This is a genomic window from Sorangium sp. So ce1014 (genome assembly GCF_051521505.1).
GTDB lineage: Bacteria > Myxococcota_A > Polyangia > Polyangiales > Polyangiaceae > Sorangium.
The window spans coordinates 2,042,677-2,069,554 of the sequence record NZ_CP150356.1 but is presented as its reverse complement, the minus strand read 5'-3'; the positions used below and the strand labels follow the sequence as shown (position 1 = coordinate 2,069,554).

The following is a 26,878-nucleotide window of genomic DNA, read 5'->3' as shown; positions in this document are numbered from 1 at the left end:
TCACCGAATAGAATATTCTATCGAGATAGCGAAGCACATGGGCATCGCGCTCCGACTGCTCGTTCCCATGCCCGCGAGACAGAGCGATGCTGGCTTGCGTACCAGGTTGGCGCTGGTGTAGTATCTCTGCCCGATGGACCCATTCCAAAGTCACGTCCTCGGGCTCGCATCGCTCTCGTTAGCGCTGCTCGCTGCGCCGCCTGCGCGCGGGGCATCGCTACAGAAGGTCAACCAGAGCGAATGGGGGGTGGACGGCCTCCCCAGCTACGTCAACTCGTACATTTACGTGCCTGACACGCTGGCGACCAAGCCTCCCATCGTGGTCGCTCCCCATCATTGCCAGGGGACTGGCCCGGGGACGTTCAGCGAGATGTCGAGCCTGGTTTCTATAGCGAACACCAGCGGCTTCATCATGATCTTCCCGGAGGCCACCGGGCAGAACTGCTGGGACGCGGGATCGACGAGATCGCTCAAGCACGACGGTGGTGGCGACACGGAAGCCATCGTCCAGATGGTGAGACACACGCTCGCGAAGTACGACGGCGATGCGGGCCGCGTGTACTCGGTTGGCGGGTCATCGGGCGGCATCATGACCGAGGCGCTGCTCGGTGTGTACCCCGACGTGTTCATGGCCGGCGTGTCGCTGATGGGCGTCCCGTGTGGCTGCTGGGCCGAGGGCTACAACGACGTCACCGGGACGGGGAACAATGCCCAGTGGAGCGGGCCCTGCGGGGGCGGCAACGTCACGAAGACCGGGCAGCAGTGGGGAGACCTCGTTCGTTCGTACTATCCCGGTTACACCGGCCATCGCCCGCGCCTGCAGCATTGGCATGGCACCGCCGACACGATCCTCAGCTACAAGAACATGGCTGAAGACGTGAAAGAGTGGACGAACCTCCTGGGTTTGAACGAAACCCCGAATGAGACCGACGCTCCGAGGACCGGAACCACGCGCCAGTCCTGGAAGAGCTCTTGCGGCTACACGGTCTACGAGACCTTTTCGATGGACGGCGTCGGGCATGCTGTGCCGTTCGACGGCCCCGCCGTCGCCGCCTATTTCGGCCTCGACAAGGCCGGTGGTCAGGATCCAGAGACGGCGGCTTGTCCCGGTGCTCTTCCCGGTGGTGACGACACCGGTGGTGCGGGTGGCGCGGCCGGAACCGGTGGTGCCGGAGGCGCGGTCGGCGCCGGAGGCGCGGGTGGCGCGGCCGGAGCCGGAGGTGCGGGCGGGGTGATGGAAAGTGGCGCTGGCGGCAGCGTAGGCAGCGGCGGCGCGATGGGCACCGGGTCCGGGGGTGCGAACGGGCAAGGCGCCAGCTCGGGAACTGGCGGCTCGACGGGAGGAGAGAGCTCGAACTCCGGCTGCAGCTGCGCCCTGGGCAACGACGCGAGAGACTCTGGCGCCCAAGCGGGGCTCCTCCTCGCGGCGCTGGGATTGCTGCTCGGTCGCCCGAAGCGCCGCCCGCGCTGAGCGTCTGGAACGCCGCTGGAGGGTCCGGTCCAGCTCCTCGGCCGCTCAGGCCTCCAGCACTTCCCGGACCCGGGTCTCGAACTCCGTCCAGTGGGACCGCACTGACTCGACGAGGTGTTCGCGGTAGGGAACGAGATCGTTCCAGTATTCGCCTGTCGCGGGCTCGTAGCGGTACGCGGGCCACCAAGCGCTGGAGGCGAGCTTGTGCTTCTTGAGGACGCCGGCCTCTCCGAAGGCCGCACGAAGCTTCCTCGACAGCTCCTTGCCGCCGTCGATGTCGAAATCCACCCATACGCCTGTGAACGCGCAAGCAGGAGAGGTCGTGAAGTTCAAACGTCTCGACTTGTTCCACTCCAGGCCGATCCCGACCCTGGGGACGCGCTCGCCTTCGCGCGACACGAACCATCCTGGCAAGACAAGCAGGATCTTCGGCCAGTCTTCGTCTTCCTCCATGAATTTGTAAACCTCCACGTCTGGAGAGAGCTCGTAGGCAAGCTCGACGATCCCATCTGCGCACGAGCATAGAAACGCGTGCGCGATGTCGGCGGCGGACTCGCGGAGGGCGGCCAACTCCTCGATGAGCGCCTGATGCCGGAGGTAGAATACGGCACGCGGATCGTCGATGCGGTTCATTGGAACTCCCTCTCCAGGGTGGCGAGATAGTTGGAGGCGGCCTCGCGCCCATGCGCCGTCGCGTCCTTGCCCGGCGCCGAGGCGAGCGCGTCGCGGAGCATCGCCGCGATATCGGCGTAGCTCATCGGCTTGAACGCCTCCCGCGCGCCGCCCGTGGCCGTCACGGGCGCTCGTCCGGATGGCGACAGGAAGATGAACAGCGCACCTGGGTCTCGACAGAAACTCTCGTAAAGGCGATCGCATTGCTGGGGCTGTTCACGGGCATCGACCTTGTTCGCGATCACGAGGTAGAGCCCAGGCCCAGCGACGACGACATCGGCGCGGGCGTCGCCCCGGCTCACCTCGAGCGCGGGCCGGGCGCGGTCCAGCTCGGCCGGCGGATCGGCTGTGCAGCGGCGGAGCAACGCCTCGAGGAAGCCAGCGCCGAAGCCATGTCGACCCTGGGGATCGAGCAGCCATGCCAGCAGCGTGGCGTGATACAGCTCCTGCCGGCTCTGCCCGAGGATGCTCAGGAGGTCGTCCGGTCCGCCTATCCAGTGGCCATCTCTCAGGAGCGCCTCTCGCTCGGCGCGGATCTCGGCGAGCTTTGCATCCCACACGGCAACCTGCGCCACGTGGTTCTCCTGCTCCCTTGCCACGATGGCGCGCGATTCCGCGTCGAGGCCGGCGACCCGGGGCTCGTCTGCATCAGGCGCTGACACGAAGATTGTCATCTGCCTCGCTCCTCCTTCCTGTGCTCTCCACGAGCCGCGGACCGCCCAATGTACAGGTGGCCCTGGCGGGTGGCGGCCGGTCGGCCCGCGGTGCGATCAGGTTACGCCCGCGCAGGATCAGCAGTCAACGCCGAGCGCTTCGCGTAACGCCGCACGGACGCTGGAGCCAGAGCGAGGGGGGTCAACCCATGGCGGCTGCCGGCCTACCCCGACGGCTGTCACTTCGCCCGCGGGCTGCGCGGCGGCCTCCCGCGCGTCACCTCGGGCAGCGTGGCGCAGCGCAGCAGGACGCCGGGCTCGACGGCGGGCGCGTCGGCGAGCCGGACCAGGTTTCTCTGGCGGGACGGTCCCGCGGGGGCGAACCGTCGCGATCCGTCGCATCCCCGGGGATCTGGCGAGAGCGTGACGATGGATCGCACTCCCTCGGACAGCATGGGCCCAACACGGGCCCAGCGGTCAAGCCCTGGGCCTGGGGAGGACTGGCTTCCTCACGAGGCCGGTGCGTATCTAAGGTATGGACCCACGCGAGCTCGGGCTACGGGCCGAGCCCGCTCGGCGCGAGCGCCCCTCGGGCCCGGTTGAGCGCGAAGCCGAAGTTGCCGCGCGGCCGGAGCAGCTCTTGAGCCGGAGGGCGTTCCTTGGTAGGATGGGAGCGTGTGTTTTCGGCGGAGGTGAGCAGCGTTGCGATGACCAGCCTCCCCGCCGATCCCTTCACCTGGCGCCGCGTCGAACTGCTCCAGCGCATCCTCGACACCCTGCCCGATCCCCTTTTTGTCAAGGACCGGGCGCATCGCTGGGTCGCCGTCAACGAGGGGTATTGTAAGCTCGTCGGGTACCCGCCGGAGGAGCTCATCGGCAAGGACGACAGGGGGTTCTGGCCCGCCGAGCAGGTCGACGTCTTCTGGGAGCACGACGATCTCGTCGTGAACACGGGCGAGCCCGACGAGAACCAGGAGGTGGTCACCGGCGGCGACCGCGTCGAGCGGACGATGTGGACACGCAAGTACCCCATGCGCGACGACGCCGGGCAGGTGGTCGGGCTCTGCGGCATCATCACGGACATCACGAACATGAAGGGCAAGCTCGTCGCGGCCGAGCGGCTCGAGGCTGAAAATCGCGCGCAGCTCGGGATCATCGAGGCGCAGCGCACGCTGCTCGAAAAGCTCGCGGTGCCGGTCGTGCGCATCTGGCAGGGCGTCTTGCTCCTGCCGCTCGTCGGCGCGCTGAACCAGGAGCGGGCCGCGCAGGTCACCGAGAGCGTCCTCGCCGCGATAGGCGACGCTTCCGCGCGCTTCGTGATCATCGACGTGACGGGCGTCCCGCTCGTCGACACCATGGCCGCCGAGGCCCTGCTGCGCACCGTGCAAGCCGCGGCATTGCTCGGCTGCGAGAGCGTGCTCGTCGGCATGGGCCCCGCCGCGGCGCAGACCCTGGTCGGGCTCGACGTCGACCTCGGCCGCATCACGACGCGCGGCAGCCTCGAGCGCGGGCTCGAGTATGCGCTCGGCCGCCTGTCCTACCGGATCGTCGCAGCGAGAAAGGTGGCCACCTCCGGGGAGCGGTGACATTGCGGGATTTCCGGCGCACGGAGCTAGGCGGCGCCGCGGACCATGGCGGCGCTCTTCGCGCCGGCGCGAAGCCCGATGTCCTTCATGATGCGGGCCGCGAGGCCGGGCGCGATCCGCTGGAGCACGAGCAGGCTGCGGTTGGACGCGCCCGCGAGGAAGCTGCGCCTGTCCCGGCGGAGCGTCTCGACGAGCTGCTCGGCCACCCACTCGGGCGCGAAGACCTGCGGCCCCTCGAGTGGCCAGTCGTTGCCGGCGGCGGTGCTCGTGTGCGGCGGAGCAAACACGGTCACCCGGACGCCGCGCCCCTCGAGCTCGCCGCGCAGCGACTCGGAGAAGGCGACGACCGCCGCCTTCGCCGCGGAGTACGCGGCGGCGGCCGGCATCGGCACCCACGCCACCGTCGAGGCGATGTTCACGACGGTGCCCGAGCCCTGCGCCAGCATCGCCGGCAGGACAGCCCGCGTGACACGCTCCATCCCGAACACGTGGACGTCGAACATCGCGCGCGTGAACGCCCCGTCCGTCGACTCCCAGAGAGACATCTTGCCGCCGTTGCCAGCGTTGTTGATGACGACATCGATACGGCCGAACCGCTCCAGGATCGACGCCACCGCCGCCCCGACCGAGGCGTCGGACGTGACGTCCATCTCGACGGCCATCGCCCTCCCTCCCTCGCGGACGATGCTGTCGGCCTCCGCCGACAGCCTGGCCATCGACCGCGCGGCGAGGACCACGAGGGCGCCCTCGCGGGCGAGCGCCCTCGCGCCCGCGAGCCCGATGCCCAGGGAAGCGCCCGTCACGATGATCACTTTGTCTTTCGGTTCCATCTCTTCTGCCCTCCTCGTTCCGCCGACAGCTCGCAGCGGGCGCGCTCGATCCACCGGAGCTCCGCGTCGCACCACGCGATCCCGTGCTCGATGCTCAGGCGCCATATGTCTTGCTCGCGCGCCGATCGCGCGAGCGCGAAGATCCGCTCGTCCTCGAGCCTCTCCTCGTAATCGACCCTCGTCGCCTCGATCTCGCGGGCGTACCTCGCCAGGAGCTCGTCGAGCTTCTTCGGCGGCACCTGCGCCGCGAACACGAGCTTGAGCAGGAGCGGGTGCCGCAGCAGGAGCGGCTCGAGCGGCTCCTCGAGCCACGCCTTGAGCGCTGCCCGGCCGGGCTCCGTGAGAGCGTACACCTTCCGGTCCGGCTTGCCGTCCCCGGGCATCGTCGTGGCCTCGACGAGCCCCTCGCGCTCCAGCGCGTGCAGCTCCCGGTAAATCTGGCTCTGGGTCACGGACCAGAACGACCGCACCGACCCGTCGAACCGCTGTTTCAGCGTGTAGCCGCTCGTCGGCTCGAGCGAGAGGAAGCCCAGGATGGCGCCGCGGAGAGACATGACACCCGAATCATAAGACACACGTGGCATATATGCAATGTGATTTATCAGCGCGGGCGCCGCGCGACGCCGCGCGACCCCTCGACGCCGCGCGCCGTGGCGGCCGCCACGGGCTCGGCTACACCGCGCGGATGCTCCGCCGACTCCTCGCCTGGCTCGACCGCGCGCTCTCGCCCCGCGCGCCCGCGTCGTCACCCGACATCGACGTCGACACCGTCGCCGGCGTCGAGCCGCCGGAGGCCGAGCCGCCCGGAGCGCCCGGCGGCGACGACGTCGTGGTCATGCCGATCGAGGACGCGATCGACCTGCACACGTTCGCCCCGCGCGACGTCGCCTCGGTGGTCGAGGAGTACCTCCACGAGGCGCAGCGGCGCGGCTTCCGCGAGGTGCGGATCATCCACGGCCGCGGCAAGGGCGTGCAGCGCCGCGTCGTGCAGGGCGTCCTCTCGCGCCACCCCGCCGTCGACGGCTTCCGCGACGCCCCGGCCTCGCGCGGCGGGTGGGGCGCGACCGTCGTGTGGCTCAAGGCCGCGGGCGGCGACGTCCCGCCGTGAGGCGTCAGCAAGGCCACCTGGAACGACCGCGGGCTCCCGCGTAAGATGGCGCGCATGTCGCGTCCCCCCGCCACGCCCGACGACCCCGGCCCGACCAGCCTCGCGGCCGCCACCGAGCCCCGCATGAAGGCCGAGGTGGTGGCGGTGCCCCGCATCGAGCTGTGCGTCGAGCGCGAGGGGGGCAAGCCCGCGAGCCGGTCGATGGTGCTCGACGGCGACTTCATCCGCATCGGCTCCCACCAGAGCAACGATCTCGTCCTCGCCGACCGCGCCGTCTCGCGCTTCCACTGCATCCTCGAGCGCGTGAAGTCGACGTTCCGGCTGACGGACGTCGGCTCGCTCAACGGGACCACCATCGCCGGCGTCCGCGTGCGGGACGCCGACGCCCTCCTGCCGGAGTGCCGCATCGAGCTCGGCGAGTCGGTCGTGCGCATCCGCGACGCCGACGCCGTCGCCGAGACCGAGCTCGCGCGCGCCGTCAGCTTCGGCGCGCTCCAGGGCGTGTCGGTCCCCATGCGGCGCCTGTTCCACATCCTCGATCGCGTGGCGAAGAGCGCGCCCGACGTGCTCATCGAGGGCGAGAACGGCACGGGCAAGGAGGTCATCGCCACCGAGCTCGTCCAGCGCGGCGCCCGCGCCGACAAGCCGCTCGTCATCGTCGATTGCGGCGCCATCTCGCCGAGCCTCATCGAGAGCGAGCTGTTCGGCCACGTGCGCGGCTCGTTCACGGGCGCCTCGCGCGACCGCGCCGGCGCCTTCGAGGAGGCCGACGGCGGCACCGTCTTCCTCGACGAGATCGGCGAGCTGCCGCTGGAGATGCAGCCGAAGCTGCTCCGCGCCCTCGCCTCGCGCGAGGTGCGCAGGCTCGGCGAGAGCCGGGTGCGCAAGGTCGATATCCGGGTGATCGCCGCCACGAACCGGCGCCTCGAGCGCGAGGTGAACAGCGGTCGATTCCGCGAGGACCTCTATTACCGCCTCTCGGTGCTCACCGTGCGCGTCCCGCCGCTCCGGGAGCGCAAGGAGGACATCGGCCTCCTCGTCCACAGCTTCCTGAACGAGCTCGGCGCCGCCGACAAGGTGGGCCTCTTTTCGCCCGAGGTCATCGAGGAGATGAAGCGCTACGACTGGCCCGGCAACGTGCGGGAGCTGAGAAACTACGTCGAGCGCCGCGTCGTGCTCGGCGAGGGCGCCGCCATGGGGGCGACCGCGCCGTCCGAGCGCAGCTCCACGCCGCCGGGCTCCAGGTCGCCAGGCTCCGCGTCTCCGGACGCCGCGCGCGAGGCGCCGGCCGCGAACCTCGAGATGCCCTTCAAGGAGGCGAAGGAGGCCATCATCGACAGGTTCGAGCGGGACTACCTCGCCGCGCTGCTCGAGTGGTCGAACGGCAACGTGAGCCGCGCCGCGCGCAAGGCGGGGCTCGACCGGATGTACCTCCACCGCCTCCTCCAGCGCCACGGGCTCCGCCGCGCCGCCGCCCTCGACTGAGAAGTGTCGCGCCTCACCGATCGGGGCGAGCCCGCGGCCGCCCCCCGCGATAGGACAGGGCGCCGCCGCCCCGCCCATGTCACAGTCGCGGCGAAATGGCGCGATCCGTTCGTGTGCGCAACCTCGCAAAATCTCTGAATATTTCTGAAACAGAGCTGCTCGTCTGGCTCGCAGATCAAGCGCCTGCGGCCGACATCCGGCATCCGGCGGACTTCCTCCCCCCGGAGACGGTCGAGCGGGCACAACAGGCGCTCGCCCGGCCTCCGCCGCCGGCGCCTGCGCCGGAGCCGGTCGAGCGCCGCTGCGCCGAGTGCGCGAGGCTCCCCGCGAAGGCGGGGCTCCGCATGGTCGAGGCCGGCGCCGACGCAGTTTGCGACATGTGCGGCAGCTCTGCGAACAAGCGGGCGGCGCTCACGATGATCGGGGCGTTCCATGCGCGGGGGCTCCGGAGGTTGCTCGTGGTCGGCGGGGGGCCGGGCACGGCCGAGGACCTGCGGCAGCTGCTCGCCGGCGAGGTCGACATCCGCATCGTGGACGGCGAGGGCCACCGCAACGCGACGAAGGCCGACGCCGATCTCCGCTGGGCCGACGTTGTCGCGGTCTGGAGCTCGACGATCCTCTCGCACAAGGTGTCGAAGCTCTACACCGACCAGCGCGCCGCGTTCCGAGACAAGCTCGTCACCGTGCCGAGGCGCGGGGTGGCCGCGCTCTGCATGGCGGTGACCGAGAAGGTGGGTAGTGGTCCTGTCTGACCACGCTCCCGATCCCGTGCGACAAGGCGCGGGGCGCGAGCGCCGCGGCTCCCTCTATCCGGCCCCTGCCTCGCCGGTCCCGCCCTCGTCGGGCCAGCTGCTCTTGTGGTCGGCGCTCGACTCGGGGTCCAGCGGCTTGCTCCCGTCGAGCACGCCAGGGATCGCCTCGTTGGGCGATCCGCCCCCGCGCGGCGTATCGACGGGCTCCGGCGCCGCGTCGCCCTCGTCGACGTCCTGGCCGCGCGCCGCCTGCTCGCGCGCGCCCGAGGCGCCCTCGCCCTGCGGCGGCGCCGCCGGGCGCGCGGGCGCTCCGCCCTGCCCCGCTGCGCTCGGGTCGCCCACGGTCCCCTCCGAAATACCGCCGTAGCCGGGCGGGCTCGCGGCGGGACTTTCGGGACTTCGTCCTTGCATCGGGCGCTCGTCTTGAGCCATGGCGTGTCTCCTTCGATGACGAGGTGGAGCAATGGACATGCCACTTCGAGGCGGAGACGGGCGTGGCGTCGCTCGACCGGCTATCACCCCGGGCGGCTGTGGAGCCGCACGCGACGGCGGGTGCGCCGCGCGTGGGGCACCCAGCCGCGGAAGTGCCAGCGCGCGGACATGGCGAGCCCGCGGATCCACTCGTCGGCGCCGTAGGCCACCCAGACGCCGACGAGCCCCCAGCCGAGGTAGACGCCGAGCAGCCAGGACAGCCCGACGGCCACGGCGAACATCGAGAAGACGCCGAACGCGACCGGGAAGCGCGCGTCGCCGGCGGCGCGGAGGCCGTTGATGACGACAAGGTTGATCGTGCGGCCCGGCTCGACAAGGAGGGTGAGCCAGAGCAGCTTGGAGCCGGTGGCGATCACCTCCGGATCGCGCGTGAACAGGCCGAGCAGGTGGGGGCCGATCAGCGCGATCGCGAGCACCAGGGCCACGCACACGCAGAACCCGACCGCCAGGCCGCCGCGCACCTGGCGATCGGCGCCGTGCAGCTCGCCGGCGCCGATGTGGTGCCCGACCACGATCTCGGTCCCGAAGCCGAGCGCCAGGCCGAACAGGAGCAGGAAGTGCACGATCTGCATCGTGTACGTATGCGTGGTGAGCGCCGTCTGCCCCATGTCGGCGACCATGGCGAGGATGATCATGAAGCTGATGCGATAGACCACGTTCTCGCCCGCCCCCGGGAGGCCGATGTGCAGCATCTCGCGGAGGCGATCGGGGCGGATGCGCCAGAAGTCCTCGAAGGTCGCGCGGATCCGGAGGCGCGCGATCCACAGCTGCCGGTGCATCCAGAAGGAGCAAGCGCGCGCGATCACCGCGGCGAGCGCGAGGCCGTTCATGCCGAGCCCCGGCCACCCGGCGACACCGAACATGAGCGGCAGGCTGAGCGAAAGCTGGATGACGTACATGACGACGATGAGGCGCAGCGTGTCGCGGGTGTACGTGTGCGCGCGCAGCACCGAGCCCATCGAGAAATTCACCGCGTCGAACGCCAGCATCACGCCGACCGCGATCAGATAAGGCTGCGCGATCGGGAACAGGGAGGGCGGCAGGCGCATCAGCTCGAGCAGGGGTCGCGCGCCGATCGCGATGACGGCGCAGCTGAAGACCCCGAGCCACAGGTTGGCCGCGAGCGACGCCCGCGCGACCTGCTCGGCGCCGGCGCGGTCGCGCGCGCCGAGGTACTGAGTGACCACCACGCTCGCGCCGACGCTGACGAAGCGAAAGGTGATCATGAAGGTCAACATGATCTGGTTGGACAGCCCGTACGCCGCCGCGGCCTCATCCGAGAGGCGGCTGACCAGCCACACGCCGAACACCCCGACGAGCATGTGCAGCAGGTGCTCGCTGAAGATGGGCCAGGTGATCTCGAGCAGGCGGGGGCGAGGAAGAGAAGGAACCGGAAGGACTGATTGCAAAGCGCCGCATCCTACTCTGCCGGGGTGCATCTCGCCATGGCGGAACACGGCCGGATGGGCGCCGGCCCCGGCGCAGACCGCCGCGCCGGCAACGAGGACGCGGCGCGGTCATCGGGTCGTCGCGCCGCAGCCGCGTGGCGCTGTGGTCCACGGGACGGCGGCTGGGGCCGCTGTCGCCCCTCTCCTCACGATCCGCTCGGGTCGGGTCGCAGCGGCTGAGCGGCGGTCGAGGCGCCGGACGGCTCGGCGCCGCGCTCTCGCGGCGACGTGAGGAGAGACGAGATCGAGGCGAGACGGCAAAACGTCTCCGCGCTCGCCTCCTTGCAGGGTTGTCCCTTCCCGGCTCCCCCTCGCCTCGATTACCCTCGGAATGGGCAGAGCGGGGCACCCTCGCGCCTCCGCGCCCGGAGGTGTCGAATGGTGAAATTGCATAGCAGCGCCGGATGGCTCCTGGCCGCGGCGGCCATGGCGCCGGCCACGATTGCCGGGTGCTCGTGCGGCGATCCCGTCGGGACGAGCGCGAGCACGTCCGGCGGCGGCGGCGGCGGCGGCGGCGCCGACCAGGGCGCAGGGGGCGGCTTCGGGGGGACCCCATTCCTGGCGGGGAGCGGCGGCTCCGCCGTCGGGAGCGGCGGGTGCGAGGGGCTCGAATGCCAGCAGGTCGCCTGTCCGGCCGGCGGCAAGACCACCGTGAGCGGCATCGTGTACGAGCCCGCGGGCAAACTCCCGCTGTACAACGTGATCGTTTATGTCCCGAACAGGGAGCTCGATCCGATCACCGACGGGGCGAGCTGCGATCAGTGCAACGTGACGCTCTCGGGAGATCCGATCGCGACCGCGCTGACGGACACGAAGGGGCGGTTCGTGCTGGAGGACGTGCCGGTCGGCGAAAACATCCCGCTGGTCGTCCAGCTCGGCAAATGGCGACGCCAGCTCACGCTGCCGAGGGTCGAGGCGTGCGTCGACAACCCGACCGTGGACAGGGAGGTCCGGTTGCCGCGCAGCAAGTCGGAGGGCCACCTCCCGAAGATCGCGCTGACGACCGGCGGCATGGACGTGCTGGAGTGCCTCCTCTACAAGATGGGTATCGATGCATCGGAGTTCACGCCGGAGACGGGCGACGGGCGGGTGAACCTGTTCGTCGGGCGCGCCATCGAGGGCGACAGCGCGACGAGCCGGTACCGCGACGGGCTGAACGACGGCGCGGCCTTCTCCCCTGCGCGGGAGTTCTGGCGCTCGCTCGACAACCTGCAGCGGTACGACATGGTGATCCTGTCGTGCGAAGGGTCGGCGTTCGTGGCCGACAAGCCGGAGACGGCGCGGCGGGCGATGTTCGACTACGCCTCCGCCGGAGGTCGGGTGTTCGCGTCGCACTGGCACAACACCTGGCTGCGGCTCGGGCCGGAGCGGTTCCCGGACACGGCAGAATGGGACGAGGAGAGCGACCCCGACGACGGGCTCCCCGTGCTGGTGGACACCACATTCCCGAAGGGCATGGCGCTCCGGGACTGGCTCGTCACCGTGGAGGCGTCGGCCGTGCCCGGACAGATCGAGATCAACGATCCGCAGCACTGGGTCAGCTCGGTGAACGAGGAGATCGCGACGCGGTGGCTCTACAACGACGCCGACCCGGAGTTCGACGCGCGCGCGGGGGTGAAGTACTTCACGTTCAACACGCCGATCGGCTCCCCGGAAGAACAGCAGTGCGGCCGGTTCGTGTACACGGACATCCACGTGGCGGCGAGCGACATCGCCGGGGCGCCGTTCCCGAGCGGGTGCGAGGACCGCGACGGGGAGATCCATGGGCTGACGGCCCAGGAGAAGGCGCTGCTCTTCATGCTGTTCGACCTGTCGGCCTGCATCACGCCGGACGACGAGCCGCCGCCCGTGCCCGTACCGAGGTGACGGCTCTCTTGACGCCCTGCGCATGGATGGGCGGTTGACCAGGGTGGTCGTCCGACCACCGAGGGGGGCGCCGTAGCCTGCGTGGATCCACGCGGGGAAGACAGCTCGCGCAGGCCACAGACGAGGGGCGGCAGCGACCGGGCCGCGGATCCAGCGGACTGGCATGCATCTTGCGGAAATTTCAATTGCTTGCACACCGCAGCTCAGGCACATCGGCGCCCGTGAAGGCCTCGCCTCACGCGCTCGCGGGTGGCTTACGGTGGCCCGCCCTCGAGGGTTGCGCGCGGCAGCATTGTGCCTTGGATCACATCATCAGACTAAGTCTTTACTATTTACTTTTATCGCGCAGAGGGCTTGCCATGGCGCTGGACTGCCCTTTTAATGCCGCGCCATACGGTGACTTCCCTTGGAGGACATGATGAAGAGCGTTTCGCTTCGCGGTGTGCTTGGCAGGTCGAAGTGGTCATTCGGTCTTGCAGCGGTTGCGTTGCAAGCAGCCGTGCTGGTCGGCTGCGGTGACGCGTCGACAAACGACGGCGCGGGCGGCGCGGGCGGCGCCGGCGGCGGTGACGCGACGACGGGAACCTCGGGGACCTCGGCGACCTCCGGGACGACCTCGGGGACCTCGGCGACCTCCGGGACCTCGGCGACCTCGGCGACCTCCGGGACCTCGGCGAGCTCGACCACGACGGGGACCGGGGTGACCTCGTCGACGACGAGCACGGGCTCCGGGGTGGTGCCCACGGACGGAACGCCGGTCGAGCGTCACGGCCAGCTCAAGGTGAAGGACGGCAACATCGTCGGTGAGCACGGCGTCCCGGTCCAGCTCAAAGGCATGAGCCTGTTCTGGAGCCAGTGGAGCAACTACTACAACGCGAGCGTCGTCAACTCGGTCGCAGACAACTGGAACGCGACCGTCATCCGCGCGGCGATGGGCATCGAGGGGCGAGAGGGCTACCTCGCGAACATGGGACCCGAGAAGGCGAAGGCGAAGGTCATCGCCGATGCGGCCATCGCGAAGGGCGTCTACGTGATCCTCGACTGGCACGATCACAACGCGCAAGACCACCTGGAGCAGGCGAGGAGCTACTTCCGCGAGGTGGCGCAGACCTACAAGAACGTGCCCAACGTGATCTTCGAGGTCTTCAACGAGCCGCTCAACACGAACAACTGGGGCACCGTGAAGGCGTACGCCGAGACGGTGATCGCCGACATCCGCGGCCAGGGCGCCAACAACCTCATCATCGTCGGCTCGCCGAACTGGTCGCAGGACGCGGACATCGCCGCGGACAACCCCATCAACGACCCGAACGTGGCGTACACCCTTCACTTCTACGCCACGACGCACAGGGAAGCGCTGCGGGAAAAGGCTCAGCGCGCGATCGACAAGGGGCTGGCGCTGTTCGTGACCGAGTGGGGGACCTGCGCCGCCGACGGCAACGGCGCGCTCGATTTCGCGCAGGCGGGGACCTGGCTCGACTTCCTGGACAAGCACAACATCGGCTGGGCCAACTGGTCGCTGGGCGACAAGGACGAGGCGTGCTCCGCGCTCAAGCCCAGCGCCAACACCATGGGCAACTGGACCGACAACGACCTCACCGAGTCGGGCAAGTGGGTGAAGGCGAAGATCGCCGAGTGATCCGCGCGCGGTCCCCGGGCGCTCGCCCTCGACAGCGAGACGCAGGCGCCCGAGGACGGCTCCGCTTCTCCGGTGAGCCCGCAGCCGCGCCTGCCGAGCGCGAGCTCGCCGCGCCGATCACCCGCGCTCTCGTTTGCTCTCCACGGACAGGGGCTGCCCGGCACAGAAGGGGCACTGGTCGCCCGAGCTCCAGTCGTCGTCCTCGAGGCCGAGCGCCCGGAGCTGCTCGAGCTCCCACGCGCGCGCCTCGGGCGAAAGCGAGGCGGAACAGGTGGACTTGTGATCTCTCGGGCGACTCGACATGGACGGTCCCGTTCGGTTGTGCTCCGGAGAGCGATTCCTGGATTTATCGCGCGCCGCCGTGCGACGCCCGCGAAATCGGCCGAGCCACGACGAGTCTGTCCATCGTTGAGGCGAGCGGGAAAGATCTCTGGAGGACGGTCGATCGGCGAACATCGGCGAACCGACAGCTCGGCCCGGAAGCCCGGAGCTGCACTGTCGCCGGTCCGGGCTCAGCCCCACGGGCGCCCCCCGTGGAGGGAGCCGGCGCCCTTCAGCGAGGCGCCCCCGCGCGCAGCCGCTCCGCCACCTCGCGGCGTCGCAGCTTGCCGCTCGTCGTCTTGGGCAGCTCGCCCGGCGGGAGCAGGACGACCTGGTCGATGGTGACGCCGTTCGCCCGCAGCGCCTCGCGCACGCGCTCGGTGAGGCCGGCGTGCTCGGCGACCTCGACGCGCGTCTCGGCGACCACATAGACCGCCTCGGTCTGGCGCTCCTCGAGGAAAATCCCCACCGCGACCACGCACCCGGCCCGGATGCCGTCGACCCGGGACGCGATCTCCTCGATCACGGCGGGGATCATCGTGTGCCCGCCCTTGATGATCACCTCCTTCTTCCGGCCGGTGACGAACAGCGTTCCGCGATCGACGAACCCGAGATCGCCCGTGCGCAGCCAACCGCCCACGAGCGCCTCGGCCGTCGCCTCGGGGTCGTTGAAATACCCCTCCATCACGGTCTCCGAGCGCACCTCGATCTCCCCCACCGTGCGCTCCGGGACGGGGCTCTGCCCGGCGTCCACGATCCGGAGCTCGGTGCGCGGGATCGGCCTGCCGAGGCCGACGAGCTCCAGCGACAGAGGTCCCGGCGCGGCCTCCTCGACCCGGCCCTCGCGCTCGAGCAGGCCGCGATCCACCGTGAGGAAGCGCGGCGCGCCGAGCAGCTCGGGGAAGGTCACGGCGACCGTCGCCTCGGCCAGCCCGTAGACAGGGAAGAACGCCTCGAGGCGGAAGCCGCAGGGCGCGAACGCGTCGGCGAAGCGGCGGAGCAAGGCGGGGGAGATCGGCTCGGCGCCGACCATCGCGCACCGCCACGCGCCGAGGTCGAGCCCCGCCTCGACGGCGCGACGGGCGAGCCCGATGCAGATGGAATAGGCGCTCGGCGGCCCCAGCGAGATGGCGCCCCGGAGGCTCGACATCTCCGAGAGCCACGAGAACGGCCGCGTCCGGAACTCGAGCGGCGAGAGCATGTGCACGGGAAAGTCGTTGAAGAGCGGGAAGAGCAGCCCGCCGACCAGCCCCATGTCGTGGTGGAGCGGCAGCCACGAGACGCCCCCCGCCCCCTCGCCGCGCATCGGGAGGCGCTGGCTCATCGCGTCGAGGTGCAGCATGAGCCGCTCGTGCGGGATGACCACGCCGCGCGGGTGCCCGGTGCTGCCGCTCGTGAGCTGGATGAGCGCCGGGCCGGGCGCGCGCTCCGGATCCGGCAGCGAGGCGGCGAGCGGCGCGTCGAGCAGCGGCTCGGCGGCGAGCTGCAGGAGGTCGTCCGCGCCGCCCTCGCCCTGCGCGAAGCCGAGCAGCGCGGACGAGACAACGAGCGCGCGGGCGCCGACGCGGGCGGCCGTCCGCCGGAGCTCGCCGAGGAACGCCGCGACGTCGGTGAGCCGGTAAGGCACCCCGACCTGGATCGGCACCGCGCCGAGCACCCAGACGCCGAAGAGGCACGGCACCGCCACCTCGACGTCCGTCACGAGCAGGAGCACGCGGTCGCCCGGGCGAACCCCCGCGGCGAGCAGGCCCGAGGCCGCCGCGCACGCGCGGCGCCAGTACTCCGCCCACGACCAGCCGACGAACTCGCCCTGCTGCTTGTGATAGAAGCCGAACCGTTCCGGCGTCGCCTCGGCCCGCGCCCTGAGCAGGCCGGCGACCGTCCGCGCAGCGAGCGCGCGGCTCACGGCGCGCGCCCCGGCTCGGGAGAGGGCGCGACGCCGAGGCGCTCGCGGCCGCCGGCCTTCGTCGCCACGATCATGTACTCGAGCGCGGTGCGCCGCGCGAACGAGAGCCGGCCCACGGTCATGTACGTCTGGAGCAGCCGCGAGAAGCCGGGCGCGCGCGCGTCGATCCGGGCGCGGTTCGAGCGCACGTTGTCGATCCAGCGGGCGACCGTGTGCACGTACGAGCTCGTGAGATCCTCGACGCGCCGGACATCGAGGCCGGCCTGCTCGATCATCCCGAGCTCCTCGGCGAGCGAGATCAGGCGGCAATAGCCGAGCGCCTGGACGAAGATGTACTGCGTGGCAGCGCTCTCCCGGTCGCCGCGGGCGCGCGCCGGGAAATAGCAGTCGGAGATGAGCAGCCTGCCGCCCGGGCGCAGCGCGGCGGCGATCTTCTTGTGGATCCGCTCGCGGTTGTGCATGTGCACGATGCTGCCCACGAAGAGCACGGCGTCGAGCGACTCGGGCTCGAGGTCGACGTCCTCGATATGGGCGAGGTCGATGCGGACCCGCGCGGCGACGCCCGCCCGGTCGGCGCGGCCGAGCGCCTCCTGCCGCTGCTTGTCGCTCAGCGTGACGCCCTGGAAGCTCCCGCCGGTGTGCTCGGCAAGATAGATGAGGTTCGAGCCCCAGCCGCACCCCACGTCGAGGACGCGCTCGCCGGGGTGGATGTCGAGCTCGCGGCGGACCCAGTCGTACTTCCGCTCCTGCGCCGTCTCGAGGCTCTCCCCGGGATCGAGGAAGATGCCCGTCGCATAGGCCAGGCGGCTGTCGAGGACCATGGAGAAGATCTCCGGGTCGTTCTGGTAATGGGCGGCGACCTCCCGCCGCTCGTGCTCCCGCTGCTCCTCGGGCGTCCGGGAGGCGGCCTCGCGCTCGGCGCGCGTGCGCGGCGCGATCACGGCGCCCCTCCCCGGCCGCCCCGCGCCGCGAGCTGCGCCTCGACGAAGGCGATCACGTCACCGACCGTGCTGATCTGCGCCTGTTCGGGCGCCGCGAAATCGGGCGCCACGATCTGGAATCGCTCCTCCAATGCGACGTTGACCTCGATGAGCGCCAGCGAATCCACGCCGAGGCCGTTCTCGAGAGACAGGTCGGGAGTCACGGCATCGACGCTCATCCCACATCGCTCTGCAATGATGGTGCGGACCTCGCGGGCGATCTCCGGATCTCCCCCGCCCGCCACCTGCGGCTGCTTCTGTAGCGCCGCCTCGCTCTTCTTCATCGCGCTCTCCAGTTCAGGTTTCGGCGCGCGCGACCTTCAGCGCGCCGGCGCGAGAGGTACTCCATGCCAGCGCCGGTCACGGCCGTAATGGGCAGTACCATGACTGTCATTCGCCGTCCATGCAGGACGAGCTCGCTCGCCCGCAGGCCCGGCGCGAGCGGCTCAATCGCCGAAATCGCCGTCGATCCCGCCGCCGTCATCGAGCCCGCCGCCGTCATCGCCCCACGGTTCGCCGCCTTCCGGCCCGTCGCCCTCGTCGCCGGCACCCGGGTCGTCGCCGCCGCGCTCGGCGTTGTTCAAGAGGCCAGGATCCGCGGCGGCCTCCTGCGCCGTGCCGAGCGGCGTGCCCGCCGGGCTCACGAAGAGCACGTGGGGAGGCGACATCATGTGCATAAACGAGGAGATGAGCATCACGTCCAGCATCATGCCGAGCGGGCTGGGAGGGTAGTAGGCCACGAACGGGTCGTAGGCGGGGTGCGTGGGGTTGGCCGGTTGCCCTCCGGCAGCCGCGCCGTCGCCCTGGGGCGCGTGCACGACGCGCGCCTCGGCGTGCCGCTGCTCGACGCGCGCCTCCGGAATCGACGCCTTCAAGGCGCCCTCGAGCCGCCCGACGAAGGACTCGAACTGCATCCGCGCCGTCTCGAACAGCGCCGGATCCTTCGCGAGGGGCTCGACGCGGCGGCGATAGTCCTCCGCGGACTCGCCGGCGCGCGGCTCGAGATCCCGCACGCGCCCGCCGACGGACACGATCCCCGCCGGCTCGTCCTCGGCGTGCTCGGTGCGGGCGCGCGTCTCGATGACGAGGTGCAGCCCCGCCTCCTCGTGCTCGGCGGCGAATTTGAGCTCGCTGAAGCCGCGCCCGAACACGGCGGAGTGCTCGGACAGCGCAAGCACGAGATCGGGGAGATCGTCCGGCTTCCCGTCGGTGTCCTGGAAGATGACGGTATCGTCGATGACCAGCGAGAGGGCGTTGCCGATCCCGAGCTGGACGAGCGCCCGCCGCACCTGGTCGATCACGGCGGTGGCCTCCAGCTCGACGCGCATGCGATCCGTGTCGAGGTCCACCCTGGCGCCGAAGCCGCGCTTCAGCTTCTCCCACAGGGTGGGGTCGCGCTGGATGAGGCTGCCCTTGAGCGAAACGTGGATCTGTCCGATGAGCCGCATGCGCGCTACTTAGCACCGGAGCACCGCCGGAGGGCCGCCGACGCAGCAGGCGGCGGCGATAACGCGCCGGCCGGCCGCGCTTTGCAGAGGCGGCCCGAGGCGGCGCAGGGGCGAGGACGTCCCTGGGTCAGCTGGCCAGACCCCCGACGGGCCGGCCTAGCCGAACGTGAAGCGCTGCGCGACGCGCTTGTACGCCTGCTCGACGACGCGGCGGGCGTGGTGAATGGCATTGGACTGGGGGAACTGCAGCGAGGGAGGCTCGCTGTCGTCCGCGCTGGGCGCCTCGGGCGCCGCGTCCGCGAGCCGGCGCGCGAGGGCGCCCACGGTGTCGACCTCGAAATCCTTCGAGTTCTCCTCGAGGAAGCGGCAGAGCCCGCGGAGCCGCTCCATGTTGAGCCGGTTCAGGTAGCCGCGGCGCGCCTCCGCCGAGTCGAGGAAGTAGAACTCGAACGAGTGGGTCACAAGCGTGACCTCCTTGACCCCGAGCGCGCGGTAGCGGAGGAGACAGTGCTTGATCTCGTCGAGCGTCACCGCCGTGATCTGAAGGTGCCTGAAGCGCTTCGTCGGCTCGATGAAGTTCGTGACCGGCAGCTCGTACACCCCCCGCTCGGGCGTCTCGAAGAGGCCGAGCCGCGCGCCGGGATACTGCATCTTGCAGTTCTTGTTGAAGTAACAGGGGTTGTAGTTGCTGCTCAGCACGAGCCCCGCCAGCTTCATCGCGCGCCAGGTGTCGTTGCTCGCGCCGAAGTTGCCGGCGCGGTAGCCGAGCAGCTCGCTCGCCGGGATGCCCGCGCGCACGAGCAGGTCGCGCCCCTCGAGCAGCAGCCGCGCCTGCTCCTCGACCGGATAGTCGGCGATGTCGTCCGAGACGCGGGCCTCGCCCCGGGTGTGCCAGTCGGCGCGCCGCTGCACGGGGTGCACGTGCAGCTGCACGTCATGGCCCCGGCTGTGCAGCGCCTGGCACACGTTCTTGAGCCCGTCCATCCCGAAGCTGTACGAGCCGATCGCCTCGACGAAGAACGTCCCGCGCTGACCGCACGCCTCGAGCTCGCGCATGATGAGCTCGATGCCGAGCGGCTCGCGCTGGTTGACGAAGCGGCCCCAGATGCGGAGGTCGTAGCCCATCGCGGGAGATTTGCTGTCGCCCGTGATGCGCTCTTCGGCGCACTCCACGTCCACGGTAATGTATACCCGCGTCCTCCCGTCAGCCATCGCCTGCTCCTCCCTCACCACGCTTCTGAAGCACCATCGTGATCGTCGGGGCCACGAAGCCCACGTGCATCCCGAGCGGGCCGAGCAGCCGGTTCGCCGCGGAGAAGGCCCTGAGCCGCGGCCCGGACATGCCCATCTTGGCCTTCAGGTCGACGATCAACCGGCCCCGATCCTGCTGCGAGATATCCGCATAATCGCCGAACCCGCGCCGGAGCTGCCAGGGAAATACGCTGTAGAGCGACTTGCCCGGGAACAGCGGGTGCAGCGGGCGAGGCACGTAGTTCATCAGGACGCGGCGGCTGTGGAGCTCGACCGGCCAGAGGCGGTTGCTCGTGCCCAGGATGACGATGAACCCCCACGGCCCGACCACCCGGTCGATCTCGCGCTGGACGACGGGCAGGAGCCCGGGCGGGACGTACTCGAGCACGCTGTTGCAGGAGACGAGCTCGAACTCCCCGTTCGCGAACGGAAGCGAGGTCGTGTCGGGGACGTGAAGGACGCGCACCCTGTCCGACACGCCGTGGCGCTCGGCGTTCAGCTGGGTCAGCTCGACGTACATGGGGTCGACATCGATCGCCGTCACGTCCGCGCCCAGGGTCGCGAGGACGATCGCGGTCGCGCCCATGTGGCAGCCGAACTCGAGCACCTTCTTGCCGCGGACCGAGGTGAAGAGATCGTCGTAGGCGTGGCGGCTGTGCCGCCACTCCCAGTCGACATACCCCCCGACGAAGGTGTCGTCCGGATCCCAGCCGTGGCGCTGGACGCACTCGCGGAAGCGGCGGTCGGCGTCTGCGTCCCGGACAGCTGGCGGCGAGATGACGTTCGGGCTGGGATCGCTCATCGGGGAAGGATCAAGCGTCGGGCGTTGCCCCGGACCGCATGGGCGCCCTGTAGATGGCGACCAGGTAGGGGGAAAACCAGGGGTTCGTCTCGCCCGGGACCACCCGGCGCGCGAGCGCCTGGAGCGGCGGCACGAGCTTCCAGATGACACGCCGCGCAAGGAGCGGCGCCTCGTCGTCCAGCCAGAAATCGAAGTGGCCGCCTGTGTAACGGGCCTGGACGATCTCGGCGCCGTTGCGGCGGGCAGCGGCCTCGAGGAACGGCAGGTTCATGATGCGGGTGTTGTGGCCGTTCAGGTTCTTGCGATCGAACAGCCAGTGGAGCGCCCTCTGCCCGCCGGCAAAGTTCGGCATGGCCACGACCACGGTGCCGCCCGGCTTCACCATCTCGAAGTGCCGATCCACGACCGACCCCGCGTCATCGAAGTGCTCGATGAACCCGAAGGAAGCCACGATATCGAACTTTTCCTCGGGCTTCCAGGAGAAGAAGTCCCCCTTCTCGATCTTGCCGACCTTGACGCCGCGCTTCGTGAGCTCGTCTGCGACGACGGCCGGGTCGCAGGCGTAGTCGAGGCCGTGGGCCGTGAACCCGAGGCGCCCGCAGAAATCGGCGAGGATGCGGCCCGGCGCACACCCGATCTCGAGGAACGACAAACCTTCTCCGCGCGGCAGGAAGGGAGCGATGTCGTCGTAGAGCTCGCAGCCGCCGCCCATGTCCTCGGCCCCGGCGTAGCCCTTCCAATGGTTCTCCCAGTAATCCTGTGACGTGAGCTTCAACGTCGCCTCCTCGTTGCCATGACGGAAGGGACGGCTCCACGCCGAGCCTCCTCGGAGGACCGCATTGGACCCGCCGCGGTGCGGAGGATCCAATGCGACCCGTGTGCCATCCAGCTGCGCGAATCCTAGAAGACCGGGAGGCCCGCGCGCAAGCCGGCCTTCCGCCTTCTTCCCGCGCCGCCGTCCATCGGGCTACCCGGGCCGGCTGGGTGGCCAGCCGGGCCGCGCGGTCGCGTGCCCCTCGACGCTCCGCCCCGCGGGCCGCGCTCGCGCCGCCGGCGCTAGGAGGCAGCCCCCTTCTGCAGGCGCTCGCGGAGCAGGACCTCGAGCGCGGCGAGCGCCTTCGCGAAGCCGTCGATGCCCTCGCTGAGCTTGTCGTTCGCCATCCGGTCGGCGCTGTGCATCGCGCGGAACGTCGCCTCATCCATCGTGATCTTCTCGATGTGCTGGGCGCGCGCCGCGTCCGGGTCGAGCTTCCTCGGCAGCTCGCCGCGCGCGGAGGCGAGCTCGGCGAGCAGCTTGGGCGAGATCGTCAGGAGATCGCAGCCGGCGAGCTCCTTGATCTCGTCGAGGTTGCGGAAGCTCGCGCCCATCACCTCGGTCTTGTAGCCGTGCTTCTTGTAGTAGTTGTAGATCTTCGTGACCGAGACGACCCCGGGGTCCTCGGCGGGCGCGTAGCTCGCGCGGCCCGTGTCCTTCAGGTACCAGTCGAGGATGCGCCCGACGAACGGCGAGATGAGCGTCACGCCCGCCTCGGCGCACGCGATCGCCTGGTGCAGCCCGAAGAGCAGCGTGAGGTTGCAGTGGATGCCCTCCTTCTCGAGGACCTCCGCCGCGCGGATGCCCTCCCACGTCGAGGCGATCTTGATGAGGACGCGCTCGCGCGAGACGCCGGCCTCCTCGTAGAGGCGCACGATGCGCCGGCCCTTCTCGAGGGTCGCCTGGGTGTCGTACGAGAGGCGCGCGTCGACCTCGGTCGAGACGCGGCCGGGGATGATCTTCAGGATGCGCAAGCCGAAATCGACGGCGAGCCGGTCGAAGGCGAGGCTCACGGCGTCGCCCGGCTCCTTGCCCTGGCCCGCCTCCTTCTGTGCCCAGGCGAGCGCGCCGCTCACGATGTCGGCGTACTCGGACATCTGGGCGGCCGCGGTGATGAGCGACGGGTTCGTCGTCGCGTCTTGCGGGCGGAACTTCTCGATCGAGTTGATGTCGCCGGTGTCGGCGACGACGACGGTGTACGCCTTGAGGCGCTCCAGCAGGTTCTGGTCCATGGCGCCATTGTACGAGCAGCCAGGCAGGACGCTTCAACGCTTTCGTGGCCTTCGTGCGGGGGCCCTGCCCTGCCGCTGGATGCACGGCCGGCGGTGGCTTATGGACAGCGCCCCGTGGAGCCGCCCCCCAACGCCGTCGTGCAGCCGCCCCCCAACGCCGTCGCGCAGGGCGTCCTGTCCGCGTATGACGATCGCCTGGCCGTCCTGCGCGCCGAGGCCGGCGCGCTCGAGCGCCGGTCGAGGACGTTCTCGCTGCTGCGCGGGGTCTCGTTCGTGGCCGCGGCCGTGGCCGGGGGGTACGCGCTCTTCGGCGACGTGCCGCGGTGGGTCGCGTACGCCGCCGGGGCGGTGACCGCGGTGTTCCTCGGGCTGCTCGTGGCGCACGCGCGCCTCGTCACCCGGATGACGGAGCTCGAGCAGCGCATCGGCCTCTACGTGCGCGGCAAGCGGCGCGTCGCCGGCGATTTCGCCGATTTCCCCGAGCGGGGCGACCGCTTCGGCGCGGCGGACCACGATTACGCGGGCGATCTCGACGTGTTCGGGCAGGCGTCGCTGTTCCAGCTGCTCGACGTGGCCCAGACCGGCGAGGGCGAGGCCACGCTCGCGGCCTGGCTCACGGAGCCCTCTCCCGCGGCCGGCGTGGCGGCGCGGCAGGAGGCGGTGCGCGAGCTCGCCGGCCTCGGCGCGTTCCGGGAGGATCTCGCCGTGGTGGGCCTCCAGGCGGGGGCGCGCGGTCGCGAGGCCGGGCCGCTGATTGCGTGGGCCGAGGCGCCCCCGTCGCTGCTCGGCGCCGAGGCGCGCGCCGGCGGCCTGCCGACGAGCGCGCTCCTGACCGCGGCGAAGGTGCTCGTGCCGCTGACGCTCGCGCTGCTCGCGGCGCCGCAGCTCATCCCGGCGGAAGAGCTCGGGCTGCTCCGCCACGCCTGGGTCCTGCCGTTCGCGGCCCAGCTCCTCGTGCTGCTCCTCTTGCGGCCCGCGATCGAGCCGATCCTCACCGCGGCGTCGTCGCGCGAGGCGCCGTTCGCGCGGTACCGGCCGCTCCTCGCGCGCATCGAGCAGCAGGCGTTCTCGTCGGCGCTCCTGAGCGAGCTCAAGGCGGAGCTCGCCGGCCCCTCGGGGGCGCTCGCCTCGCGCGAGATGACCGCGCTCGAGACGCGGGTGGGCTACTCGGACCTGCGTCACAGCGGGCTCATCCATCTCGTCGCCGACATCTTCCTGCTCTGGGACGTGTGGTGCGCGCTCGCCCTGGAGCGGTGGAAGCTGCGCGCGGGCCGGCACGTCAAGGCGTGGATGCGGACGCTCGGACAGGTCGAGGCGCTCGCGAGCCTCGCGACGTTCGCGCACGAGAACCCCGACTACGCCTACCCCGAGGTGAAGGACGGCGAGCCGCGCTTCACGGCGACGGGGCTCGGCCACCCGCTCCTGCCGCGCGACCGCCGGGTGACGAACGACGTCTCGCTCGAGGGCGCGGGCGCCGCGCTGCTCGTGACGGGCTCGAACATGTCGGGCAAGAGCACGCTGCTGCGCGCGGTCGGGGTGAACGCCGTGCTCGCCCTCGCGGGCGCGCCGGTCTGCGCGTCGTCGCTGTCGCTGTGGCCGGTCCGCGTCCGGACGAGCATGCGGATCAAGGACTCGCTCGAGCAAGGCGTCTCGCACTTCTACGCCGAGCTGACCCGCCTGAAGCGCGTCGTCGACGGCGTGAACGGCGGCGAGCCGGTGCTGTTCCTGCTCGACGAGATCCTCCACGGAACGAACGCGCGCGAGCGCCAGATCGGCGCCAGGGCGGTCGTGAGGCACATCGTGGAGCGGGGGGCCATCGGCGCGGTGTCGTCCCACGACATGGGGATCTCCGTGCTGGAGCAGGAGACCGCGGGCCGCGTGCGCAACATGCACTTCGAGGAGCTCGTGGTCGATGACCGGATGACCTTCGACTACAAGCTGAAGCCCGGCGTCGTGACGAGCGCGAACGCGCTGCGGCTCATGAAGATCGTGGGGATCGATCTCGACTTCTCGGAGGGCGAGCGCGCGCCGACGACGGCCGCCGCGCCGGCGACGGCCGCCGCGCCGGAGATGGCGGCGGCGCGGGAATAAGCGCGGCGCGCGGCCGCGTTGGGGGCGCCATGCTCTTTCCGCCTTCCTCCTGCCTCGCGCGGCGCGTCGTCGCGGCCGCGCGTCCCCTCCTCGGCTGCGCTCTCCCGGCGCTCCTCGCGGCGGCGAGCGCCTGCGCCACGGCGCCGCCTCCGCCAGCGCCACCTCCGCCGCCACCGCCGGGCAGCGAAGCGACGCCGCCGCCCGCCGCCCCGGGGCAGGGCGCGCCGGCGGCCGCGCCGGAGGCGGACGCAGCCGCCGCGGCGCCCGCGGCGAGGACCGAGGTCGACGAGGGCGGGGCGGCGCTCCTCCGCGCGGAGGGCGTGGACGGCGCGTTCGTCCTCTTCGACGCCGCGCGGGGCGTCACCCGCGTCGTGAACCCGGATCGCGCGGCGGCGCGGTACGTCCCCGCCTCGACCTTCAAGATCCCGAACACGCTCATCGGCCTGGAGACCGGGGTCATCCCGGATGAGCGCTTCTCGCTGCGGTGGGACGGCGTGAAGCGCAGCATCCCCGACTGGAACCGCGATCACGATCTCGCGTCGGCGATGAAGCACTCGGTCGTCTGGTTCTACCAGGAGGTCGCGCGCCGGATCGGGCCCGAGCGCATGCAGGCGCACCTCGACGCGTTCGGCTACGGCAACCGCGACATCTCGGGCGGCATCGACAGGTTCTGGCTGACCGGAGGGCTCCGCATCTCGCCGCACGAGCAGATCGACTTCCTGCGGCGGCTCCACGCCGGCTCGTTGCCCTGCTCGGCGAGGAGCCTGGACATCGTGAAGCGGCTCATCGTGCTGGAGCAGACGCCGACGTACACGCTGCGCGGCAAGACGGGGATGGAGGTCGACGAGCGATCGAGCACCGGCTGGCTTGTCGGTTACGTCGAGCGCGGGGCGGACACCTACGTCTACGCGACCGTGCTCCTCGGCAAGGGCAGCGACAGCAAGCGGATCATGCCGCTACGTCGCAGCCTGACCCGTGCCCTGCTCAAGCGGCACGGCGCGCTCCCCGAGGACGCCTGACGCGGGCGGCGCGCCAGAGGCCGCTGGCCCGGGCGCGCCCGCTGGCCTCGCGAGCACCTCCCGCGCGAACGCGGCGACCCGCTCGGCGAAGCGGCGCGGGTCGTCGACGTGCGGGCAGTGGCCGACGCCTTCGGGCTCCTCGATCTCCGCGTGCGGCGGGAGGTGCCGCCGGTAGTACTCGAGGTTGCCGCCCGGCATGAGGCGGTCCGAGCGGCCCCAGATCAGCAGGATCGGCATCGACAGGGACCGCAGCTGCTCGGGCGTGAACGCGTGGTCGCACCGGGTCGAGCTCGTGAAGGAGACGATGGTCTCGCGCGAGAACATCCGCACGACGTCGCCGGCGACCAGCGGCGTGAACCACGGCACGCGGTGGTAGAGGCGCGCGAAGAACGCGTGCGCGTCGGCCCGCGACCGCAGCTTGAACGTGCCGAGCAGCTGCGCGAGCTCGTCCTGCTCCATGCAGGCGCCGGCCGGCGACGCGAGCACCAGCGCGCGCACGCGGTCCGGGGAGCTCAGGGCGTAGCTCACCGCGACCGCGCCGCCGAGGGAGTTGCCGACGACGAGGGCCGGCTCGTCGAGCTCGCGGTCGAGCAGCTCGTTCATGGCGGTGGTGAGGCACTCCGGCGTGAACGCCGACGCGGGCGTCGCGCTCCACCCGTGCCCCGGCGCCTCCGCGGCGATGACGCGGCGGGCGCGCCGCCGCAGGCGCTGGAGCACCGGCGCGTACGGGAGCGCCGAGGAGCCGATGCCGTGGAGCAGGACCACGGTCGGGAGCGGGCCCGTGCCCGGAGCATCGTAGAGGTGCAGCCGGCAGACCGACGTGTCGACCCAGCGGCTCTGCACCCCGGATCGGTTCAGCGCCCTCTTGGCGAGTCGCTCGGCGAGCGGGAGGATGCCCATACGCCGGGAATAGCAGATCGGGAGGGTTCCCGCGCGGACGGAGGCGCGGGCGGGCGCGCGAGGCGGAGCCGCCCGCTCGCCGGCGGACGGCGGACAGCGCGCGGCTAGGCCG

Annotated in this window: 25 protein-coding genes; 9 read left to right on the top strand and 16 right to left on the bottom strand. The window is 70.9% G+C overall.

The features are described from left to right. The first annotated feature begins 133 nt into the window (after positions 1–133). Positions 134–1,471 carry an extracellular catalytic domain type 1 short-chain-length polyhydroxyalkanoate depolymerase gene (locus WME75_RS07920; protein ID WP_437487994.1) on the top strand — a complete coding sequence of 446 codons (1,338 nt, stop codon included), beginning with the start codon at positions 134–136 and terminating at the stop codon, positions 1,469–1,471. 45 nt (positions 1,472–1,516) lie between these two features. Here WME75_RS07920 and WME75_RS07915 read toward each other — a convergent pair whose 3' ends face one another. Next, positions 1,517–2,104, bottom strand: a complete 588-nt coding sequence (locus tag WME75_RS07915) for a hypothetical protein (RefSeq protein ID WP_437487991.1) — start codon at positions 2,102–2,104, stop codon at positions 1,517–1,519. Continuing rightward, positions 2,101–2,817, bottom strand: a complete 717-nt coding sequence (locus WME75_RS07910; protein ID WP_437487989.1) for a PD-(D/E)XK nuclease family protein — start codon at positions 2,815–2,817, stop codon at positions 2,101–2,103. Before WME75_RS07910 ends, WME75_RS07915 begins: the two co-directional genes overlap by 4 nt. A gap of 686 nt (positions 2,818–3,503) precedes the next feature. Between WME75_RS07910 and WME75_RS07905 the strand changes: the two genes are divergently transcribed. Continuing rightward, positions 3,504–4,382 carry a PAS domain-containing protein gene (locus tag WME75_RS07905; RefSeq protein ID WP_437487987.1) on the top strand — a complete coding sequence of 293 codons (879 nt, stop codon included), beginning with the start codon at positions 3,504–3,506 and terminating at the stop codon, positions 4,380–4,382. Positions 4,383–4,408: 26 nt separating this feature from the next. Here the strand turns inward: WME75_RS07905 and WME75_RS07900 are convergent, their stop codons facing one another. Then, positions 4,409–5,212 (bottom strand): SDR family NAD(P)-dependent oxidoreductase, encoded by an 804-nt coding sequence (locus WME75_RS07900; RefSeq protein ID WP_437487984.1) that lies wholly within the window; start codon positions 5,210–5,212, stop codon positions 4,409–4,411. Continuing rightward, positions 5,191–5,766 carry a helix-turn-helix transcriptional regulator gene (locus WME75_RS07895; RefSeq protein WP_437487982.1) on the bottom strand — a complete coding sequence of 192 codons (576 nt, stop codon included), beginning with the start codon at positions 5,764–5,766 and terminating at the stop codon, positions 5,191–5,193. Before WME75_RS07895 ends, WME75_RS07900 begins: the two co-directional genes overlap by 22 nt. 131 nt (positions 5,767–5,897) lie before the next feature. Between WME75_RS07895 and WME75_RS07890 the strand changes: the two genes are divergently transcribed. The 3 genes from WME75_RS07890 (at position 5,898) to WME75_RS07880 (ending at position 8,557) form a co-directional block, all read left to right on the top strand. After that, complete coding sequence (locus WME75_RS07890; protein ID WP_437487979.1) at positions 5,898–6,320, top strand: Smr/MutS family protein; 423 nt, start codon at positions 5,898–5,900, stop codon at positions 6,318–6,320. A 54-nt stretch (positions 6,321–6,374) separates the two neighbouring features. Next, positions 6,375–7,805 (top strand): sigma 54-interacting transcriptional regulator, encoded by a 1,431-nt coding sequence (locus WME75_RS07885; RefSeq protein ID WP_437487977.1) that lies wholly within the window; start codon positions 6,375–6,377, stop codon positions 7,803–7,805. 113 nt (positions 7,806–7,918) lie between these two features. Further along, complete coding sequence (locus WME75_RS07880) at positions 7,919–8,557, top strand: hypothetical protein (protein WP_437487974.1); 639 nt, start codon at positions 7,919–7,921, stop codon at positions 8,555–8,557. Positions 8,558–8,611: 54 nt separating this feature from the next. Here the strand turns inward: WME75_RS07880 and WME75_RS07875 are convergent, their stop codons facing one another. Beyond that, complete coding sequence (locus WME75_RS07875) at positions 8,612–8,968, bottom strand: hypothetical protein (RefSeq protein ID WP_437487972.1); 357 nt, start codon at positions 8,966–8,968, stop codon at positions 8,612–8,614. A gap of 104 nt (positions 8,969–9,072) precedes the next feature. After that, entirely contained in the window at positions 9,073–10,458 is a 1,386-nt protein-coding gene (locus WME75_RS07870) for an MATE family efflux transporter (protein WP_437487969.1), read from the bottom strand. Positions 10,459–10,875: 417 nt separating this feature from the next. On the opposite strand from WME75_RS07870, the gene WME75_RS07865 reads away from it, so the two are divergent. Both WME75_RS07865 and WME75_RS07860 read left to right on the top strand, forming a co-directional pair. Further along, on the top strand, positions 10,876–12,363 hold the full coding sequence (locus tag WME75_RS07865; protein ID WP_437487966.1) for a carboxypeptidase regulatory-like domain-containing protein: 1,488 nt from the start codon (positions 10,876–10,878) through the stop codon (positions 12,361–12,363). 499 nt (positions 12,364–12,862) lie between these two features. Next, positions 12,863–14,002 (top strand): glycoside hydrolase family 5 protein, encoded by a 1,140-nt coding sequence (locus WME75_RS07860; protein ID WP_437487964.1) that lies wholly within the window; start codon positions 12,863–12,865, stop codon positions 14,000–14,002. A gap of 117 nt (positions 14,003–14,119) precedes the next feature. Here WME75_RS07860 and WME75_RS07855 read toward each other — a convergent pair whose 3' ends face one another. From WME75_RS07855 to WME75_RS07815, 9 genes are all read right to left on the bottom strand, one after another. Beyond that, positions 14,120–14,305, bottom strand: coding sequence for a hypothetical protein (locus WME75_RS07855; protein ID WP_437487961.1), 186 nt, complete (start codon positions 14,303–14,305; stop codon positions 14,120–14,122). Between the two features lie 250 nt (positions 14,306–14,555). Then, the gene (locus tag WME75_RS07850) at positions 14,556–16,229 is read right to left on the bottom strand and encodes an AMP-binding protein (RefSeq protein ID WP_437487959.1); all 1,674 of its coding nucleotides are present in this window, start codon (positions 16,227–16,229) and stop codon (positions 14,556–14,558) included. Next, positions 16,226–17,170: an SAM-dependent methyltransferase gene (locus tag WME75_RS07845; protein WP_437487957.1), complete on the bottom strand. Its 945-nt coding sequence runs from the start codon at positions 17,168–17,170 to the stop codon at positions 16,226–16,228. The genes WME75_RS07850 and WME75_RS07845 overlap by 4 nt, the downstream gene beginning before the upstream one ends. Continuing rightward, a complete protein-coding gene (locus WME75_RS07840) occupies positions 17,167–17,493 on the bottom strand; it encodes an acyl carrier protein (protein ID WP_437487954.1) in 327 nt (108 codons plus the stop codon). Before WME75_RS07840 ends, WME75_RS07845 begins: the two co-directional genes overlap by 4 nt. 162 nt (positions 17,494–17,655) lie before the next feature. Next, positions 17,656–18,657, bottom strand: coding sequence for a hypothetical protein (locus tag WME75_RS07835; RefSeq protein WP_437487951.1), 1,002 nt, complete (start codon positions 18,655–18,657; stop codon positions 17,656–17,658). Between the two features lie 156 nt (positions 18,658–18,813). Further along, complete coding sequence (locus tag WME75_RS07830; protein ID WP_437487948.1) at positions 18,814–19,869, bottom strand: polysaccharide deacetylase family protein; 1,056 nt, start codon at positions 19,867–19,869, stop codon at positions 18,814–18,816. Beyond that, positions 19,862–20,710, bottom strand: a complete 849-nt coding sequence (locus tag WME75_RS07825; protein WP_437487945.1) for a class I SAM-dependent methyltransferase — start codon at positions 20,708–20,710, stop codon at positions 19,862–19,864. The genes WME75_RS07830 and WME75_RS07825 overlap by 8 nt, the downstream gene beginning before the upstream one ends. 10 nt (positions 20,711–20,720) lie before the next feature. Next, the gene (locus tag WME75_RS07820; RefSeq protein WP_437487943.1) at positions 20,721–21,485 is read right to left on the bottom strand and encodes a class I SAM-dependent methyltransferase; all 765 of its coding nucleotides are present in this window, start codon (positions 21,483–21,485) and stop codon (positions 20,721–20,723) included. Positions 21,486–21,766: 281 nt separating this feature from the next. Beyond that, on the bottom strand, positions 21,767–22,756 hold the full coding sequence (locus tag WME75_RS07815) for a transaldolase (protein WP_437487940.1): 990 nt from the start codon (positions 22,754–22,756) through the stop codon (positions 21,767–21,769). 114 nt (positions 22,757–22,870) lie between these two features. On the opposite strand from WME75_RS07815, the gene WME75_RS07810 reads away from it, so the two are divergent. After that, complete coding sequence (locus WME75_RS07810; protein WP_437487937.1) at positions 22,871–24,847, top strand: MutS-related protein; 1,977 nt, start codon at positions 22,871–22,873, stop codon at positions 24,845–24,847. 29 nt (positions 24,848–24,876) lie between these two features. Then, entirely contained in the window at positions 24,877–25,866 is a 990-nt protein-coding gene (locus tag WME75_RS07805) for a penicillin-binding transpeptidase domain-containing protein (protein WP_437487934.1), read from the top strand. Here the strand turns inward: WME75_RS07805 and WME75_RS07800 are convergent. Continuing rightward, positions 25,804–26,766: an alpha/beta fold hydrolase gene (locus WME75_RS07800; protein WP_437487931.1), complete on the bottom strand. Its 963-nt coding sequence runs from the start codon at positions 26,764–26,766 to the stop codon at positions 25,804–25,806. The two genes, WME75_RS07805 and WME75_RS07800, sit on opposite strands and share 63 nt — an antisense overlap. Positions 26,767–26,878 lie beyond the last annotated feature (112 nt).

What these genes read in the sequence shown, in the direction of transcription:
- WME75_RS07800 (WP_437487931.1), bottom strand. Translation starts at nt 26,766, where the DNA reads ATGGGCATCCTCCCGCTCGCCGAGCGACTCGCCAAGAGGGCGCTGAAC.
- WME75_RS07835 (WP_437487951.1), bottom strand. Translation starts at nt 18,657, where the DNA reads ATGCGGCTCATCGGACAGATCCACGTTTCGCTCAAGGGCAGCCTCATC.
- WME75_RS07900 (WP_437487984.1), bottom strand. Translation starts at nt 5,212, where the DNA reads ATGGAACCGAAAGACAAAGTGATCATCGTGACGGGCGCTTCCCTGGGC.
- WME75_RS07855 (WP_437487961.1), bottom strand. Translation starts at nt 14,305, where the DNA reads ATGTCGAGTCGCCCGAGAGATCACAAGTCCACCTGTTCCGCCTCGCTT.
- WME75_RS07895 (WP_437487982.1), bottom strand. Translation starts at nt 5,766, where the DNA reads ATGTCTCTCCGCGGCGCCATCCTGGGCTTCCTCTCGCTCGAGCCGACG.
- WME75_RS07865 (WP_437487966.1), top strand. Translation starts at nt 10,876, where the DNA reads ATGGTGAAATTGCATAGCAGCGCCGGATGGCTCCTGGCCGCGGCGGCC.
- WME75_RS07920 (WP_437487994.1), top strand. Translation starts at nt 134, where the DNA reads ATGGACCCATTCCAAAGTCACGTCCTCGGGCTCGCATCGCTCTCGTTA.
- WME75_RS07905 (WP_437487987.1), top strand. Translation starts at nt 3,504, where the DNA reads ATGACCAGCCTCCCCGCCGATCCCTTCACCTGGCGCCGCGTCGAACTG.
- WME75_RS07915 (WP_437487991.1), bottom strand. Translation starts at nt 2,104, where the DNA reads ATGAACCGCATCGACGATCCGCGTGCCGTATTCTACCTCCGGCATCAG.
- WME75_RS07885 (WP_437487977.1), top strand. Translation starts at nt 6,375, where the DNA reads ATGTCGCGTCCCCCCGCCACGCCCGACGACCCCGGCCCGACCAGCCTC.
- WME75_RS07840 (WP_437487954.1), bottom strand. Translation starts at nt 17,493, where the DNA reads ATGAAGAAGAGCGAGGCGGCGCTACAGAAGCAGCCGCAGGTGGCGGGC.
- WME75_RS07875 (WP_437487972.1), bottom strand. Translation starts at nt 8,968, where the DNA reads ATGCAAGGACGAAGTCCCGAAAGTCCCGCCGCGAGCCCGCCCGGCTAC.
- WME75_RS07910 (WP_437487989.1), bottom strand. Translation starts at nt 2,817, where the DNA reads ATGACAATCTTCGTGTCAGCGCCTGATGCAGACGAGCCCCGGGTCGCC.
- WME75_RS07825 (WP_437487945.1), bottom strand. Translation starts at nt 20,710, where the DNA reads ATGAGCGATCCCAGCCCGAACGTCATCTCGCCGCCAGCTGTCCGGGAC.
- WME75_RS07805 (WP_437487934.1), top strand. Translation starts at nt 24,877, where the DNA reads ATGCTCTTTCCGCCTTCCTCCTGCCTCGCGCGGCGCGTCGTCGCGGCC.
- WME75_RS07815 (WP_437487940.1), bottom strand. Translation starts at nt 22,756, where the DNA reads ATGGACCAGAACCTGCTGGAGCGCCTCAAGGCGTACACCGTCGTCGTC.
- WME75_RS07890 (WP_437487979.1), top strand. Translation starts at nt 5,898, where the DNA reads ATGCTCCGCCGACTCCTCGCCTGGCTCGACCGCGCGCTCTCGCCCCGC.
- WME75_RS07830 (WP_437487948.1), bottom strand. Translation starts at nt 19,869, where the DNA reads ATGGCTGACGGGAGGACGCGGGTATACATTACCGTGGACGTGGAGTGC.